The 15,837-nt window shown below is 67.9% G+C and carries 13 protein-coding genes; 7 read left to right on the top strand and 6 right to left on the bottom strand.

Translation table 11 applies throughout. The features are described from left to right. Positions 1–42 precede the first annotated feature (42 nt). Genes DYE23_RS24380 through DYE23_RS24370 form a run of 3 tightly spaced genes read left to right on the top strand, consistent with a single transcriptional unit; the run spans position 43 to position 4,426 of the window. Positions 43–1,692, top strand: a complete 1,650-nt coding sequence (locus DYE23_RS24380) for a medium/long-chain-fatty-acid--CoA/3-oxocholest-4-en-26-oate--CoA ligase (protein WP_115328393.1) — start codon at positions 43–45, stop codon at positions 1,690–1,692. Further along, complete coding sequence (locus DYE23_RS24375; RefSeq protein WP_115328392.1) at positions 1,692–2,813, top strand: NAD(P)H-dependent flavin oxidoreductase; 1,122 nt, start codon at positions 1,692–1,694, stop codon at positions 2,811–2,813. The genes DYE23_RS24380 and DYE23_RS24375 overlap by 1 nt, the downstream gene beginning before the upstream one ends. 20 nt (positions 2,814–2,833) lie before the next feature. Beyond that, the gene (locus DYE23_RS24370; protein WP_115328391.1) at positions 2,834–4,426 is read left to right on the top strand and encodes an acetolactate synthase large subunit; all 1,593 of its coding nucleotides are present in this window, start codon (positions 2,834–2,836) and stop codon (positions 4,424–4,426) included. Positions 4,427–4,436: 10 nt separating this feature from the next. Here the strand turns inward: DYE23_RS24370 and DYE23_RS24365 are convergent, their stop codons facing one another. Genes DYE23_RS24365 through DYE23_RS24340 form a run of 6 tightly spaced genes read right to left on the bottom strand, consistent with a single transcriptional unit; the run spans position 4,437 to position 12,659 of the window. After that, a complete protein-coding gene (locus DYE23_RS24365) occupies positions 4,437–5,519 on the bottom strand; it encodes a 3-ketosteroid-9-alpha-monooxygenase, oxygenase component (protein WP_115328390.1) in 1,083 nt (360 codons plus the stop codon). A gap of 44 nt (positions 5,520–5,563) precedes the next feature. Then, positions 5,564–7,156, bottom strand: a complete 1,593-nt coding sequence (locus tag DYE23_RS24360; protein WP_115328389.1) for an FAD-binding protein — start codon at positions 7,154–7,156, stop codon at positions 5,564–5,566. After that, entirely contained in the window at positions 7,143–8,816 is a 1,674-nt protein-coding gene (gene casI, locus DYE23_RS24355) for a steroid-22-oyl-CoA synthetase (protein ID WP_115328388.1), read from the bottom strand. The genes DYE23_RS24360 and casI overlap by 14 nt, the downstream gene beginning before the upstream one ends. Continuing rightward, complete coding sequence (fadD17, locus tag DYE23_RS24350) at positions 8,813–10,351, bottom strand: long-chain-fatty-acid--CoA ligase FadD17 (RefSeq protein ID WP_011892446.1); 1,539 nt, start codon at positions 10,349–10,351, stop codon at positions 8,813–8,815. The genes casI and fadD17 overlap by 4 nt, the downstream gene beginning before the upstream one ends. A gap of 7 nt (positions 10,352–10,358) precedes the next feature. Beyond that, positions 10,359–11,468: an acyl-CoA dehydrogenase family protein gene (locus DYE23_RS24345; protein WP_099961995.1), complete on the bottom strand. Its 1,110-nt coding sequence runs from the start codon at positions 11,466–11,468 to the stop codon at positions 10,359–10,361. Between the two features lie 9 nt (positions 11,469–11,477). Next, the gene (locus DYE23_RS24340) at positions 11,478–12,659 is read right to left on the bottom strand and encodes an acyl-CoA dehydrogenase family protein (RefSeq protein WP_099961994.1); all 1,182 of its coding nucleotides are present in this window, start codon (positions 12,657–12,659) and stop codon (positions 11,478–11,480) included. A gap of 170 nt (positions 12,660–12,829) precedes the next feature. Here DYE23_RS24340 and DYE23_RS24335 point away from each other — a divergent pair, with 170 nt between their 5' ends. The 4 genes from DYE23_RS24335 (at position 12,830) to DYE23_RS24320 (ending at position 15,833) form a co-directional block, all read left to right on the top strand. Continuing rightward, positions 12,830–13,021: a ferredoxin gene (locus tag DYE23_RS24335; protein ID WP_013470764.1), complete on the top strand. Its 192-nt coding sequence runs from the start codon at positions 12,830–12,832 to the stop codon at positions 13,019–13,021. A 13-nt stretch (positions 13,022–13,034) separates the two neighbouring features. After that, positions 13,035–13,943: a 3-oxoacyl-ACP reductase gene (locus DYE23_RS24330; protein WP_115328387.1), complete on the top strand. Its 909-nt coding sequence runs from the start codon at positions 13,035–13,037 to the stop codon at positions 13,941–13,943. 266 nt (positions 13,944–14,209) lie between these two features. Further along, the gene (locus DYE23_RS24325) at positions 14,210–14,974 is read left to right on the top strand and encodes an MlaE family ABC transporter permease (RefSeq protein WP_041799894.1); all 765 of its coding nucleotides are present in this window, start codon (positions 14,210–14,212) and stop codon (positions 14,972–14,974) included. Between the two features lie 16 nt (positions 14,975–14,990). Then, positions 14,991–15,833: an MlaE family ABC transporter permease gene (locus DYE23_RS24320; protein ID WP_011892452.1), complete on the top strand. Its 843-nt coding sequence runs from the start codon at positions 14,991–14,993 to the stop codon at positions 15,831–15,833. Positions 15,834–15,837: the final 4 nt, after the last annotated feature.

The following is a 15,837-nucleotide window of genomic DNA, read 5'->3' as shown; positions in this document are numbered from 1 at the left end:
CACAGACTTGTCTGGAAATGTAACACGTTCTAGTTTAGAGCCGTGGCCCTGAACATCGCCGATCTTGCCGAGCACGCCATCGACGCCGTGCCTGACCGTGTCGCCATCATCACCGGTGACGAACAGCTGACCTACGCGCAGTTGGAGGAGAAGGCCAACCGCCTTGCCCACTACCTCCTCGACCAGGGCGTCAAGAAGGACGACAAGGTCGGCCTGTACTGCCGCAACCGCAACGAGATCGTCATCGCGATGCTCGGCATCGTGAAGGCCGGCGCGATCCTGGTCAACGTCAACTTCCGCTATGTCGAGGGTGAGCTGAAGTACCTCTTCGACAATTCGGACATGGTCGCGCTGGTGCACGAACGCCGCTACGCCGACCGCGTGGCCAACGTGCTTCCTGAGACGCCGAAGGTGAAGACGATCCTGGTGATCGAAGACGGCAGCGACGACGACTACGAGCGCTACGGTGGCGTCGAGTTCAACGCGGCGCTGGAGCAGGGTTCGCCCGAGCGGGACTTCGGTCCCCGCAGCGAGGACGACATCTACCTGCTCTACACCGGCGGCACCACCGGGTTCCCCAAGGGCGTGATGTGGCGCCACGAGGACATCTACCGGGTGTTGTTCGGCGGCACCGACTTCGCGACCGGTGAACCGATCGCCGACGAGTACGACCTGTCCAAGGCCGCGGTCGACAACCCCCCGATGGTCCGGCTGCCGATCCCGCCGATGATCCACGGTGCGACGCAGTCGGCCACGTGGATGGCGCTGTTCTCCGGCCACACCGTCGTGCTGACACCGGAGTTCGACGCCGACCAGATCTGGCGGATGATCCACGAGCACAAGGTGAACCTGCTGTTCTTCACCGGTGACGCGATGGCCCGCCCGCTGCTGGACGCACTGCTGGCGCATCAGGAGGAAGGCAACACCTACGACCTGTCGTCGCTGTTCCTGTTGGCCAGCACCGCGGCGCTGTTCTCCACCAGCATCAAGGAGAAGTTCCTCGAGCTGCTGCCCAACCGGATCATCACCGACTCCATCGGGTCGTCGGAGACCGGCTTCGGTGGCACCAGCATCGTCGCGAAAGGGCAGTCGCACACCGGCGGTCCGCGCGTGACGATCGACAAGAACACCAAGGTGCTCGACGAGGACGGCAACGAGGTCGAGCCCGGCTCGGGCAAGCGGGGTGTCATCGCCAAGTGCGGACACATCCCGGTCGGGTACTTCAAGGATGAGAAGAAGACCGCCGAGACCTTCCGGACCTACAACGGCGTGCGGTACGCGATCCCGGGCGACTACGCCGAGGTGGAGGCGGACGGCACCGTGACGATGCTCGGCCGTGGCTCGGTGTCGATCAACTCCGGTGGCGAGAAGATCTACCCCGAAGAGGTCGAGGCCGCCCTGAAGGGGCACCCCGATGTGTTCGACGCGCTGGTGGTCGGTGTCCCGGATCCGCGCTTCGGTCAGCACGTCGCCGCCGTCGTGCATCCCCGCGACGGCGCGCGTCCGTCCCTGGCGGATCTCGATGCGTTCGTGCGCAAGGAGATCGCCGGATACAAAGTGCCGCGCAGTCTCTGGCTGGTCGACGAGATAAAGCGGTCGCCGGCGGGCAAGCCGGACTACCGCTGGGCCAAGGACACCACCGAGGAACGTCCGGCCGATGAGGTGCACGCCAAACACGTGGGAGCCAACTGATGCGTACCGAACTCTGCGATCGCTTCGGCATCGAGTACCCGATCTTCGTCTTCACCCCGTCGGAGAAGGTCGCCGCGGCGGTGACCAAGGCCGGTGGGCTCGGTGTGCTCGGGTGTGTGCGATTCAATGATGCCGACGACCTGGAGAACGTCCTGCAGTGGATGGACGCCAACACCGACGGCAAGCCGTACGGTGTCGACATCGTGATGCCCGCGAAGGTTCCGACCGAGGGCACGTCGGTCGACATCAACAAGCTGATCCCGGCCGAACACCGCGAGTTCGTCGACAAGACCCTCGCCGATCTCGGCGTCCCGCCGCTGCCCGAGGATGAGGAACGCTCCGAAGGTGTTCTGGGATGGCTGCATTCGGTCGCCCGCAGCCACGTCGAGGTTGCGCTCAAGCATCCGATCAAGCTGATCGCCAACGCGCTGGGATCACCGCCCAAGGACGTCATCGACCAGGTGCATGAGGCGGGCGTACCCGTGGCGGCCCTGGCGGGTTCGCCGAAACACGCTCTGCGCCATGTGGAGAACGGTGTCGACATCGTCGTCGCCCAGGGGCATGAGGCGGGCGGGCACACCGGTGAGATCGGGTCGATGGTGTTGTGGCCGGAGATCGTCGATGCTCTTGACGGCAGGGCGCCGGTGCTGGCCGCCGGCGGCATCGGGACCGGCCGGCAGGTCGCGGCGGCCCTGGCCCTTGGCGCACAGGGTGTCTGGATGGGCTCGGCGTTTCTGACCTCGGCGGAGTACGACCTCGGTGTTCGGCTGGAATCTGGTCGCTCGGTGATCCAGGAAGCCATGTTGAAGGCCACCTCGGCCGACACCGTGCGCCGTCGCATCTACACCGGTAAGCCCGCGCGGCTGCTCAAGAGCCGGTGGACCGACGCCTGGGACGCCGAGGGCGCGCCCGAGCCGTTGCCGATGCCGCTGCAGAACATCCTTGTCAGCGAGGCCCATCAGCGGATGAGCGAATCCAGCGACCCGACCACCGTCGCGATGCCGGTGGGCCAGATCGTCGGCCGGATGAACGAGATCCGGCCCGTTGCCGACATCATCGCCGAGCTGGTGAGCGGATTCGACGAGGCCTCCACGCGGCTGGACGCTATTCGCGACAACTGATCGGGCGTATAACGACAGGTGTGAACGGCGCCTACTCTCTGCTGACCACCCTCGTCGACCACGGCGTCGAGGTGTGCTTCGCCAATCCGGGCACCTCGGAGATGCATTTCGTGGCCGCACTCGATGCGGTGCCGCGGATGCGCGGTGTCCTGACGTTGTTCGAAGGCGTGGCCACCGGTGCCGCTGACGGCTACGCACGGATGACCGGCACCCCGGCGGCCGTGCTTCTGCATCTCGGGCCGGGGCTGGGCAACGGGTTGGCGAATCTGCACAACGCCCGGCGGGCCCATGTGCCGATGGTGGTGGTCGTCGGAGACCACGCGACGTATCACAAGCAGTACGACGCACCGCTGGAATCCGACATCGACGCCCTCGCGCGGACCGTGTCCGGCTGGACGCGCCGGACCCTCGACTGCGGGGACATCGCCGTGGACGCGGTGGATGCGGTGACCGCCAGCCGGGCGGGCATCGTCTCCACGCTGATCCTGCCCGCCGACGTCTCCTGGAGCGACGGGGAACCGGCGGAGCGGAGCTTGCGGAGCGACCATGTTCCCGATCCGTTCCCGCCCGAGGTCGAGCCGGTCGCTTCCGACGAGGACGCGGTCCGCGATGCGGTCGATGTGCTGAACTCCGGCGCGCCGACGATCTTGCTGATCGGTGGTGACGCCACCCGCATGCCGGGACTCTCGGCCGCCGCGCGGATCGCCGAGGCGACCGGTGCCCGGGTGCTGTGCGAGACGTTTCCGGCCCGGCTGCAGCGCGGTGCGGGTGTCCCGGCGGTCGAGAGGCTCGCGTACTTCGCCGAGGCCGCCGAGGAGCAACTCCGCGGCGCCGAGCATCTGATCCTGGCCGGTGCGGCCGCTCCGGTGTCCTTCTTCGCCTACCCGGGCCGCGCGAGCAGCCTGGTACCGCCCGGATGTGAAGTGCACACGCTGGCACAACATCTCGGCGCGACCGCCGCGCTGGAGGCACTCGCCGACGAACTGACCTCCGACACCCGCGTGCAGGTGGCGCCGTCGGCGCGCCCGGACATGCCGACGGGACACCTCACCGCGTTCTCCGCGGCCGCGGTGATCGGTGCGCTTCTCCCCGAAGGTGCGGTCGTTGTCGACGAATCCAACACCGCGGGAATAGGGGTGGCGTCGGCGACCGCGGGAGCCCCGGCCCACGATGTGCTGACGCTGACCGGGGGTGCGATCGGCTACGGAATGCCGGCCGCGATCGGGGCGGCGATCGCGGCGCCGGGCCGTCCGGTGGTGTCGCTGCAGGCGGACGGTTCGGCGATGTACACCGTGTCCGCCCTGTGGACCCAGGCCCGCGAGAACCTCGATGTGACCACGGTGATCTTCGCCAACGGCGCCTACGACATCCTGCGGCTCGAGCTGCTCCGCGTCGGTGCGGCCAACGCCGAGGCTCCCGGTCCCCGTGCCTCGCAGCTTCTCGACCTCGGCAGTCCGACCATCGATTTCGTGAAGATCGCCGAGGGGATGGGGGTTCCGGGCCGCCGCGTCACGACGGCCGAGGACCTGGCGGCCGCATTGAGCGCCGCCTTCGCCGAACCCGGCCCGCATCTGATCGAGGCCGTGGTGCCGTCGCTGGCGTCCCCCTTGTGATTTCGGTGGTTTACCCCCGCGCGGCCATGTTCTCGTCGACCTCCCGCTGCCACAACACGTTGGCGTGGGTGGTGTCGACCTCCTGCTCGTAGCGGTCGGTCATGTCCGCGGTGACGTCGGCGGCATCGACGTAGAACTGGTGGTACCAGCGGCGGTGCTGGTACACCGGCCCGTCCTCCTCGGTCAGCAACGGGTTCTCGATCGGTGACTTGTTCTTCCAGATCTCCACGTCTTCGAGGAAGCCCTCACCGAACGAGCGACTCATCGCCGACGCCAGCTTCTCGGCCTTGTCGGCGGGAAGGCCCGGCATCTCCTGGACGGCCACGCCCCACTGCAGCATGAACGACGAATGGGTCACCGGGTAGTGGCAGTTGATCAGCGCGACCTCGACGGTGAACTCCGGCGCGAGGTCGTTGTGCAGCCAGTTGATCATGTACGCCGGTCCGAAGTAGGTTGCCTCCGACCGCAGATACGTTCCTTCCCAGAGCTTTTCCGGGTTGGGCGTGAAGTCCGGCCGCGGCTTGGACTCCATGAACTGGCTGGCGGTGTGTCCTTCGATGACGTTCTTGAAGTACGTCGGGTACGCGTGGTGGATGTAGAAGAAGTGCGCCATGTCGACGTTGTTGTCGACGATCTCGCGGCAGTGCGCGCCCTCGATGAGCACCGAACTCCACTGCCACGGCGACCAGCGTCCCTCGTCGTAACCCTCGATCGTCGGCGGAATCAGTTCGGTGGCAGGGGCGGAGCCCTCCGGGTCGTGCCACACCAGAAGCTGGCCGTTGACCTCGGTGGTGTGCCAGGCGCGGGTGCGGGCCAGGCGGGGGGTGCGTTTGGCATAGGGGACGAGCGTGCATCTGCCGTCGCCGCCCCAGCGCCAGTCGTGGAACGGGCAGGCGACCTCGTCGCCCTTGATGGTGCCCTGGGCGAGGTTGCCGCCCATGTGGCGGCAGTAGCCGTCCAGTACCGCGAGGTTGCCGCGGGAGTCGGCGAAGACGACCAGCATGGTGCCGAACGCGTTGATGCCGTGGGGCGCTCCGTCACGGAACGAATCCGCGAGCCCGAGGCAGTGCCATCCGCGGGCGAATCGCGTCATGGCCTGACCCGTGTCGATATGGCGGACGTCTGTCGCTGCACCGCTCACGGTGTGGTTCCTTTCACCATGTCCAGCACGGCCAGGTGACTGAAGACCATGCTGGTACCGATCGGGTTGCCGCCGCCCGGATAGACGGTGCCGCTGGGCGCGGCCATCGTGTTGCCGGCCGCGTACAGCCCCGGGATCACATTGTCCGCCCGGTCGAGGACGCGCGCAGCGGTATCGGTACGCAATCCGCCTTTGGTGCCCAGATCGGAGACCCCGAACGCGGCGGCGTGGAAAGGCCCCTTCTCGATCGCGTACAGCGGCGGTACACCGCCGGAGAACGCGCGGTCGTAGGGTTCGTCGCCGCGACCGAAATCCTCGTCGACACCACGGCGGACGAAGTCGTTGAAGCGAGCCACCGAATCGACGAGATTGTCCGGCGGCACACCGATCTGGACTGCAAGCTCCTCGAGGGTGTCCGCGCTGCGCCACAACCCCGCAGCGATGTACTTCTCGGGCTCCACCATCGACACGTTGGTGGCCTTGACGGGAGGTACGACCCCGTCTCTGTCCCCCGCGGAGTCGTAGATCATCCAGAACGGCAGGGTGACCCGACCGTCGTCCACGGCCGCCAGGACGGCACGACCGAGCCGGTCGTAGGCCGCCGACTCGTTGACGAACCGCCTGCCGTGGTCGTCGACGAAGATGCCGCCGGTGAACCACAACGCGAATGCCGACGTCCCGTCCGGGTGTGTCAGTCCGGGGGACCACCACGCCTGGTCCATCAGGTCGGTGTCGGCGCCGACCGCGATGCCGGCCTGGTGTGCGAGCCCGCGATTACCCCACGGCCCCATGGTGTCCCGGGAGCTGCCCGGCACTCCGTAGCGTGCTCGCATGTCGTCGTTGTGCTCGAAACCCCCTGCGGCGAGCAGGACTCCGCGCCGGGTCCGAATGGAGCGGCGCTCGCCGTCGGCGTCGACGACGGCCCCGACCACCGCACCGTCCTCCACGACCAGCTCGACCAGCGCGGTGTTCAGCCTCGCCGACGAGTTCGGATGGCGCTGCGCGGCGGCCAGCAGACGCGCGATCAGCGCGCGGCCGCCCACGAAGTAGTCGTCCGGCTGCGGGGCGCCGAGCCGGTCGGAGTCGAGAGGCCCGCGGACGAGTTCCCGCAGATGCGGCGCGGCGGCCACCTTCCACGGTTTGGCGGCGATGTGGCGCATGCCGTCGGCCCTCGCCTTGGGCGCCGCACCGAAGTAGTCGGGCCACGGCAACAGCGAGAAGTTGATCAGCTCATCGGCTTCCAGGTACTCGACCAGCGGTGCACCGCTGCGGACGTAGGTCTCCTGCAGCGCCCGCGGTGTGCGGTCCCCGACGACGGATGTGTAGTACTCCAGCGCATCCTCGATGGTGTCGTCGACGCCGGCGCGCATCAGAACCGGATTGCACGGGAACCACATCCCGCCGCCGCCCGAATAGGCCGTGGTGCCGCCGAACTTCTCGGTGGCCTCCACCAGGATCACGTCGAGTCCCTCGCGGGCCGCGGTGTACGCGCCGGTCACCCCGCCGGCGCCCGATCCGGCGACGAGGACGTCGGTGACCTCGTCCCAGGTGGTCGTAGGTTTCTCGCCTGGGCTCTCAAGTGGTGCCATGGTGGGCCCTTCCGTGTGTCACGAACTCCTCGTCGAGCGCGGCGCGGTCGTCGGCGGTCATCAAGCGGTACCGCGGACGTCCCCGGCCCGACCATCGGTACACGGCCTCGTCGGTGTGCCAGCGCTGCGTCTGCAGTTCCCGTTTGAGCACCTTGTTCGACCCGGTCGCGGGCAGGCGCGCCGACACCCGCAACAACCTGGGAAAACCCTTGGCGCCCAGATCGTCCTGGCCTACGAGAAAGTCCACGAACGCGTTGATGTCGAAGGATCCGGGTTCGGCGACCTCGACGGCGGCCATCACCTGATCGCCCGACCGCGGATCCGGCACACCGTAGACCGCCGCCGCGATCACCTCGGGGTGCCTGCGCAGCACCCGCTCGATCGTCAGCGCCGAGGTGTTCTCACCGTCCACCCGGATCCAGTCACCCCTGCGCCCCGCGAAGTACAGGAACCCGTCGCGGTCGACATAGCCCAGATCGCCCGACCAGTACCAGCCGTTGCGCACCCTGTCGGCGTCCGCGGCGTCGTTGCGGTAATAGCCCTCGAAGTCCCTGGCGCCGCGCCGATCGACGATCTCGCCGATGGCGTCGTCAGCATTCGTGACCCGGCCCCGGGGGTCGAGAACCGCTGGGGCACAGGGCTTCAGCGTCGCCGGATCGACGACCACCACGTCCTCGTGGGCCGGCCTGCCGAGCGCGGTCGCCGGTGCTGCAGGGTCCGGGGTGGCCAGCGCGCCGCCCTCGCTGGAGCCGTACCCTTCGTGAAGCTCCGCGCCGAACCGGCGGCGGAACTCGGCCTGGTCCTCGGGCGAGGCCTCGGTGCCGAATCCGCGGGTGAGGGTGTTGTCCGAGTCGTCGGCCTGCTCGGGGGTGGCCATCAGGTAGGCCAGTGCCTTGCCGACATAGGTGAAGAACGTCGCGCCGAAATACCTGATGTCGGACAGGAACCGGGATGCCGAGAAGGACGGCGTCAGGCACACCGTCGCACCGTTGGCCAGTGCCGGCGCCCACAACGCCATGAGCGCGTTGCCGTGGAACAGCGGCATGCAGCAGTAGTCGACATCGCCGCGGTGATGGCCGAACTTCTCGGTCGCGACATACGCGATCCTGGCCAGACGCCCCTGGCTGCACTTGACGGCCTTCGACGCCCCGGTGGTCCCCGAGGTGAACAGCAGCAGGAACAGCGAGGAGGCGCCGACACCCGCGGCCACGGCGGGTTCGGTGGCACACGCCTCAAGCGCCCGCCGATACTCGGGATCGTCCACGACCAGCACCCGGTCATCGGGCACGCCGTGACCGATGCCACGCAACCGTTGCGCGCCCACGGAGTCGGTGACGATGAGCCGGCAGTCCGCGTGCCGGATGTCGGCGGCGAGATCGGCTGTGCCCCGGGTGGGATTGAGCCCCACGACGGTGGCGCCGGCCAGTGCCGCACCACCGAGCCAGAAGACGAAGTCCGGCACGTTCGCAAGCAGGATCCCGACATGGAAGGGCCCGGGCACGCCGTCGAGGAGGCGGGTGGCCAGAGACGCCCGCGCGGCGGACTCCCGGACCACCTGGTCCCACGTCCAGTCCCGTTCGCGGGTGAGCACACCGAGATGCTGGTCGCCCGCCCGGTCCAGGAGCATCGTCGCCACATCGGTGCGGCGCAGGTCCCTCACGGCCGCACGATCGGGTGAACGGGGTCCGGGCAGTCGACCCCCTCGGCGGAGAGTCGGCGCTTGAGCACCTTGAACGTCTCGGTGCGGGGGAGTGCCGGTGCGACGCGGACGAATCGAGGCCACTGCTTCGGGCCGAGATCGGCTTGTGCGCTGAGGAACTCGGTGAACGCGGCAGCTTCGAACGGAGCGCCCTCGCACATCACGAGGGCGGCCATCACCTGATCGCCGACGGCGGGGTCCGGTATCGGATAGACCGCCGCCTCGGCCACTCCGGGAAAGCGCATCAGGATTCGCTCGATCGGCGCGGTGCCGATGTTCTCCCCGTCGACACGCATCCAGTCGCCCAGTCGCCCGGCGAAATACGCGTAACCGTCCTCGTCGCGGTAGGCGAGGTCACCGCTGTGGTAGATCCCGCCGCGCATCCGGTCGGCTTCGGCTTCGGGATCCTTGTAGTATCCGCGGAACTGGCCCGGGCCGTCGGTGTTGACCAACTCGCCGATCACGCCGGGCGGGCATTCGGCGCCGGTATCGACGTCGAGGATGGTGACGCCGCCGGTCAGCGGTCCCAGTGCGCCTTCGGGGGTGTCAGGGGTGCGTGCGATCGACACTCCGCCCTCGCTGGACCCGAAGCCGTCGACGACCCGGACCGCGAACCGTTCGGCGAACCTGCTGAGATCCCTTGGGGCGCCTTCATTTCCGTAGGCGATGCGCAACGGGTTGTCGGCGTCGTCGGGAAGCTGTGGCGTGGCCAAGATGTAGGACAGCGGTTTGCCGACGTAGTTGGCGTAGGTCGCGCCGAAGCGCCTGATGTCCGGAATGAACTGCGACGCCGAGAATTTGCGCCGCAACGCGATCGACGCCCCCGCGGCGACGGCAGGAGCCCACCCCGCCATGATCGCGTTGGAGTGGAACAGCGGCATCGACAGATAGCACGTGTCCGCCGGCCCCAGTCCGAAGCGTTCGGCGAGCATCAGCCCGGGGAGCGCGACCTTCTCGTGTGTGCACCGCACCGCCTTCGGGTCACCGCTGGTGCCCGAGGTGAAGATCAGCATGAACAGATCTTCGGGATCGGGCTCGATGAACCCGGCGTCCGCGCCGCGGTGGGCGGACAGCTCCTCGGCGAAGGCCTCCGACTCGACGTCGATGACGTCGAGTCCCGAAAGGCCGCCGCACTGTGCGACGTTCTCGGCGTCGGCCAGGACGAACTGGCAGTCGGCGTGGTCGGCGTCGCGCCTCAGCGCATCACCGCGGCGGGTCGGGTTCAGTCCGACCGGCACGATGCCCGACAGCGCCGCGGCGGCCAGCACCGTGCCGAAGAACGGGGTGTTGCCCAGCAGGACGCCGACATGGCCGGGTCGGTCGGGGTCCAGGCGAGACCGCAACGCCGACGCCAGCGTGGCGCCGTCGCGGATGTGGTTGCGCCAGCTGATGAACGACGTGACCGCGCTTCCGGGATCGATCGAGTGCACGCCCCGGTCGTCGACGTCGGACAGGGCCGACAGCAGCGCTGAGACGGTCGGTGCGGGTGCGGTCACCGTGCCGTCAGGCCGGGGTGTCGGCCAGCTCGCGGCCGATGCGCAGCAGCTGCCCGGTGGCCCCGCCGACCGCGAACTCGGTCTGCTTGGCGGCCAGGAAGTACCGGTGCACCGGATGGTCGATGTCGATACCGACACCCCCGTGCACATGCACCGCGGTGTGCGCCACCCGGTGGCCGGCTTCGGCGGCCCAGAACGCGGCGCTGGCGACGTCGACGTCGGCGGGCAGATCCTCCGACACCCGCCACGCGGCCTGCGTCACGGTCAGCCGCAGGCCCTTGATGTCGATGTAGCCGTCGGCCAGGCGCGACGACACCGCCTGGAAGCTGCCGATCGGCCGGTCGAACTGTTCGCGTTCGCGGGCGTACTGGGCGGTCAACTCGAGCGCCCGCTCCACCACACCGAGCTGATAGGCGCTGCGCGCCAGGGCATTGCGGGTGACCAGCCAGTCGAGCACCTCGGAGCCGCCGACGCGACGGTCGCCGGTGATGCCGACGCCCTGCAGGTCCAGCGCGGCGACGCTGCCGTGGCCGGTGGTGTCCAGCGGGGTCACCGTGACTCCGGCGTCGGCTGCGGCGACGAGGAACACCGCGACACCGGAATCGGTTTCGGCCGGCACCAGGAACGCGTCTGCGCCGACGGCGAACGGGACCTGGGTCCTGGTCCCGGTCAAGGTCACGCCGTCGGCGGTGGTGGTGGCGCGCACCGGGCCCTCGCCCATCTCGCCGTCGAGTGCGACGGTGAGCACCTTGTCGCCCGTGACGGCCGGTGCCGCCCACTGCTGCTGGAGTCCGTCGGCCCCGAACCGCGCGAGCGCACCCGCGCCCAGCACCACGGATTCGAGGTACGGGACCGCGGCGAGCTGGCGGCCGAGCGCCACCAGCACCGCGACCTCTTCGAGAACGCCGAAACCGCCGCCGCCCACCGACTCCGGAGCCGTCGTCGACAGCACATCGGCGTCGATCAGCTTGCTCCACAGCGTCTTGTCGAACCGGCCGCCGGCGTCGGGACCGAGCCCGTCGAGTTCGCGCTGATGCTCCGGCGTGCACACCGATTCGGTGATCGTCCGCACGAGGCCGCCGAGGTCCTCGCTGGCTTCGGTGGTGGTGAAGTCCATGGGGATTCCTTACCGGTTCACTCGGGGCAGGCCGAGGGCGACCATGCCGATGATGTCACGCTGAATCTCGTTGGTACCGCCGCCGAACGTCAGGATCAGGCACGACCTGTGCATCCGCTCGATGCGGCCCCGCAGCACCGCCCCCGGGGAGTTGGTGCGCAACGTGGCGGCGGTGCCCAGCACCTCCATCAGCAGGCGGTAGGCCTCGGTGGCCAGTTCGGTGCCGAACACCTTGGCCGCCGACGCGTCCGCCGGTGACGGGGCGGTGTCGGTCGAGGAGGCGAGTTCCCAGTTGATCAGCTTGAGGACTTCGGCTTTGGCGTGCACGCGGGCAAGGTTCAGCTGCACCCATTCGGAATCGATCACCCGATTGCCGTGCACGTCCTTGGTGTTCTGCGCCCACTCGCGGACGCCGTTGAGGGCGACGAAGATCGGCTGAGCGGACACCAGCGCGACGCGCTCGTGGTTGAGCTGGTTGGTGACGAGCTTCCAGCCGCCGTTCTCCTCGCCGACCAGTGCCGATTTCGGCACCCGGACGTCCTGGTAGTAGGTGGCGCTGGTGTCGACACCGGAGACGGTGTGCACCGGTGTCCAGGAGAAGCCCTCGGCGGTCGTCGGCACGATGAGCATCGAGATGCCGCGGTGCTTCTTGGCTTCCTGGTTGGTGCGCACGGCCAGCCACACGTAGTCGGCGTAGGCGATCAGGCTGGTCCACATCTTCTGGCCGTTGATCACGTAGTCGTCACCGTCGTGCACCGCGGTGGTGCGCAGGGACGCGAGGTCGGTGCCGGCGCCCGGTTCGGAGTACCCGATCGAGAAGTGCAGGTCTCCCTTGGCGATCCGCGGCAGGAAGAACTTCTTCTGCTCCTCGGTGCCGAAGTGCATGATCGTCGGCGCGACGCTGTTGATCGTCAGGAACGGAACGGGGACGTTGGCGATCGCGGCCTCGTCGTTGAAGATCAGCCCGTCCATCGGCGGGCGGGCCTGTCCGCCGAACTCCTCGGGCCACGACAGCGTCAGCCAGCCGTCCTTGCCCATCTGCGCGACGGTCTCGCGGTAGACGTTGCCGCGGCCCATCTCGCCGTCGCTGGCGGCCAGTGCCTCGGCGCGCTCGGGGGTCATGAGCTTGGTGAAGTACGACCGCAGTTCGCGACGCAACTCCTCCTGCTCGGGGGTGTAGCCGATCCGCATCGCGTCGTCCTCACTTGTCTTCAGAGCCTGGGTTCGGGGGCAGCCCCGGGTCGTGCAGGCGCACCTCGGGTGTTCCCCGGTTGTAACACGTTCTAGTGTTGGGGTCCAGAGTGGTGTCACACTGTGAGCCCGGCATGATCGGACCGGCAGCCCGGACGAAGGAGGATCTGATGCGAGTGGAAGTGGATCGCGACCGTTGCGAGGGCAACGCCGTCTGCGTCGGAATAGCCCCCGACCTGTTCGAGCTCGACGACGACGACTATGCCGTCGTCAAGGCCGACCCCGTGCCCGAGTCGGAGGAGGCGGTGGCCGACCAGGCCGTCGCCGAATGCCCTCGCGCCGCCCTGATCCGACACGACTAGAGGTAGTAGCAAGTTGACCCAGAATGATCTGTCCGGCCGCGTCGCCGTCGTCACCGGTGCAGCCGCGGGCCTCGGCCGCGCGGAGGCCATCGGCCTGGCCAAGGCGGGTGCCACCGTCGTCGTCAACGACATGGCTGCGGCACTCGACAAGTCCGATGTGCTCGACGAGATCTCGTCGGCCGGCTCCAAGGGCGTCGCGGTAGCCGGCGACATCAGCCAGCGATCCACCGCCGACGAGCTCGTCGAGACCGCCGACGGCCTCGGCGGTCTCGCGATCGTGGTGAACAACGCCGGGATCACGCGCGACCGCATCCTGTTCAACATGACCGACGAGGAGTGGGACGCCGTCATCGCGGTGCATCTGCGCGGGCACTTCCTGCTGACCCGCAACGCCGCCACCTACTGGCGGTCGAAAGCCAAGGAGGGGGATGGCACCATCTACGGGCGGATCATCAACACCTCCTCGGAGGCCGGTCTGTCCGGCCCCGTCGGCCAGCCCAACTACGGCGCGGCCAAGGCCGGTATCACGGCGCTGACGTTGTCGGCCGCCCGTGCGCTGGAGCGCTTCGGGGTACGGGCGAACGCGATCGCGCCGAGGGCGCGCACGGCGATGACCGCCGGGGTGTTCGGTGACGCTCCGGAGCTTGCCGACGGTGCGGTCGATCCGCTGTCGCCCGAGCATGTCGTGAACCTTGTCCGATTCTTAGCTTCTCCGGCGTCCGAAGGGGTCAACGGGCAGCTGTTCATCGTTTATGGTCCGACTGTCACCCTGATTGCGGCTCCGACGGCGGAGCGGCAGTTCAGCGCAGACGGCGATGCCTGGGACCCGTCAGCGTTGTCGGGGACTTTGCAGGGCTACTTTGCTGAGAGAGATCCCGGTCGGAGCTTTTCGGCGGCGATGGGGCTCGGGGACCCGGTCTGACGGTTTGTGCGTCCCGCACCCGAATCCAGCTAGAACACGTTCTAGAATGACCTGCGTCACAATGGCTGTGAGCAGCGTAAATTAAGAGTTCAGCCCGGAATACGGCGTCTTTGACACTGCGAACACGTTCTAGTTAGTATGATCCGGCTCACTAAGAGCCACGCTTAATCCATAGTAGGTAACGACGCGGGCGGTGCGTCGCCGGCACTTCGCCACACGTTCCGCCTGCCGAGTGCCACCTTCCCGTCCCGAGAACGGAGCCGAGGTTGATCGAACAGCTTGCGGCGCCTGCGCGGGCCGTGGGCGGGTTCGTGGAAATGTCCTTGGACACGTTCGTCAAGACGTTCCGCCGCCCGTTCCAGTTCCGGGAGTTCCTCGAACAGACCTGGATGATCGCCCGCGTCTCCCTGGTCCCGACGCTGTTGGTCGCGATTCCGTTCACGGTGCTGGTCGCCTTCACCCTCAACATCCTGTTGCGGGAGATCGGCGCCGCCGACCTCTCCGGTGCGGGTACCGCGTTCGGCACCATCACCCAGCTCGGCCCCGTCGTGACGGTGCTCGTCGTCGCCGGCGCGGGCGCGACCGCGATCTGTGCCGACCTCGGCGCGCGGACCATCCGCGAGGAGATCGACGCGATGCGCGTGCTCGGCATCGACCCGATCCAGCGGCTCGTCGTCCCGCGCGTGCTCGCCTCGACCTTCGTCGCGCTTCTGCTCAACGGTCTGGTCTGCCTGATCGGACTGTCGGGCGGTTACGTGTTCTCGGTGTTCCTTCAGGGGGTCAACCCCGGCTCGTTCATCAACGGGCTGACGGTGCTGACGGGCCTGCCCGAACTCATCCTCGCCGAGATCAAGGCGCTGCTGTTCGGTGTCGTCGCGGGTCTCGTCGGGTGCTACCGGGGTCTGACGGTCAAGGGCGGGCCCAAGGGCGTCGGCAACGCCGTCAACGAGACCGTCGTCTACGCGTTCATCTGCCTGTTCGTGATCAACGTGATCATGACGGCGATCGGCGTGAGAGTGCTGGTGAGGTAGCGGTGAGCGCAGGATCATGAGCTACGACGCGACAGTTCGATTCCGCCGCATGCTGCGGGTGTTCCCGCGTGCGGTGGACACCGTGGGAGAGCAGGCGCTGTTCTACGGCGAGACGTTCCGCTACGTCCCGAACGCGATCACCCGCTACCGCAAGGAGACGATCCGGCTCATCGCCGAGATGTCCATGGGCACCGGCGCGCTCGTGATGATCGGCGGCACCGTCGGTGTCGCGGCGTTCATGACGTTGGCATCGGGTGGCGTCATCGCCGTGCAGGGCTATTCCTCGCTCGGCAACATCGGCATCGAGGCGCTCACCGGCTTCCTGTCGGCGTTCCTCAACGTGCGCATCGTGGCTCCGGTGATCGCGGGTATCGCACTCGCGGCGACCATCGGCGCCGGTGCCACGGCACAGTTGGGTGCGATGCGGGTCGCCGAGGAGATCGACGCCGTGGAAGCGATGGCGGTGCATGCGGTTTCGTATCTGGTGTCGACGCGGCTCATCGCGGGGCTGATCGCGATCGTTCCGCTGTATGCGCTCTCGGTGCTGGCCGCGTTCTTCGCGGCCCGCTTCACGACCGTTTACATCAACGGCCAGTCCGCCGGTCTCTACGACCACTACTTCAACACGTTCCTGGTTCCGAGTGACCTGCTGTGGTCGTTCCTCCAGGCGATCGTGATGTCGATCGCGGTGATGCTCGTGCACACCTACTACGGCTACAACGCCTCCGGCGGTCCGGTCGGCGTCGGTATCGCGGTGGGTCAGGCGGTTCGGACCTCGCTCATCGTCGTGGTCACGATCGTGCTGATGATCTCGCTCGCCGTCTACGGCGCGTCCGGCAACTTCAACCTCTCCGGGTAAGGGA

This window comes from Mycolicibacterium gilvum, assembly GCF_900454025.1.
In the GTDB taxonomy this organism is placed as follows: Bacteria; Actinomycetota; Actinomycetes; order Mycobacteriales; family Mycobacteriaceae; genus Mycobacterium; species Mycobacterium gilvum.
Note: the sequence above shows the minus strand (reverse complement) of the source record. Positions and strands in the feature narration are given on the sequence as shown.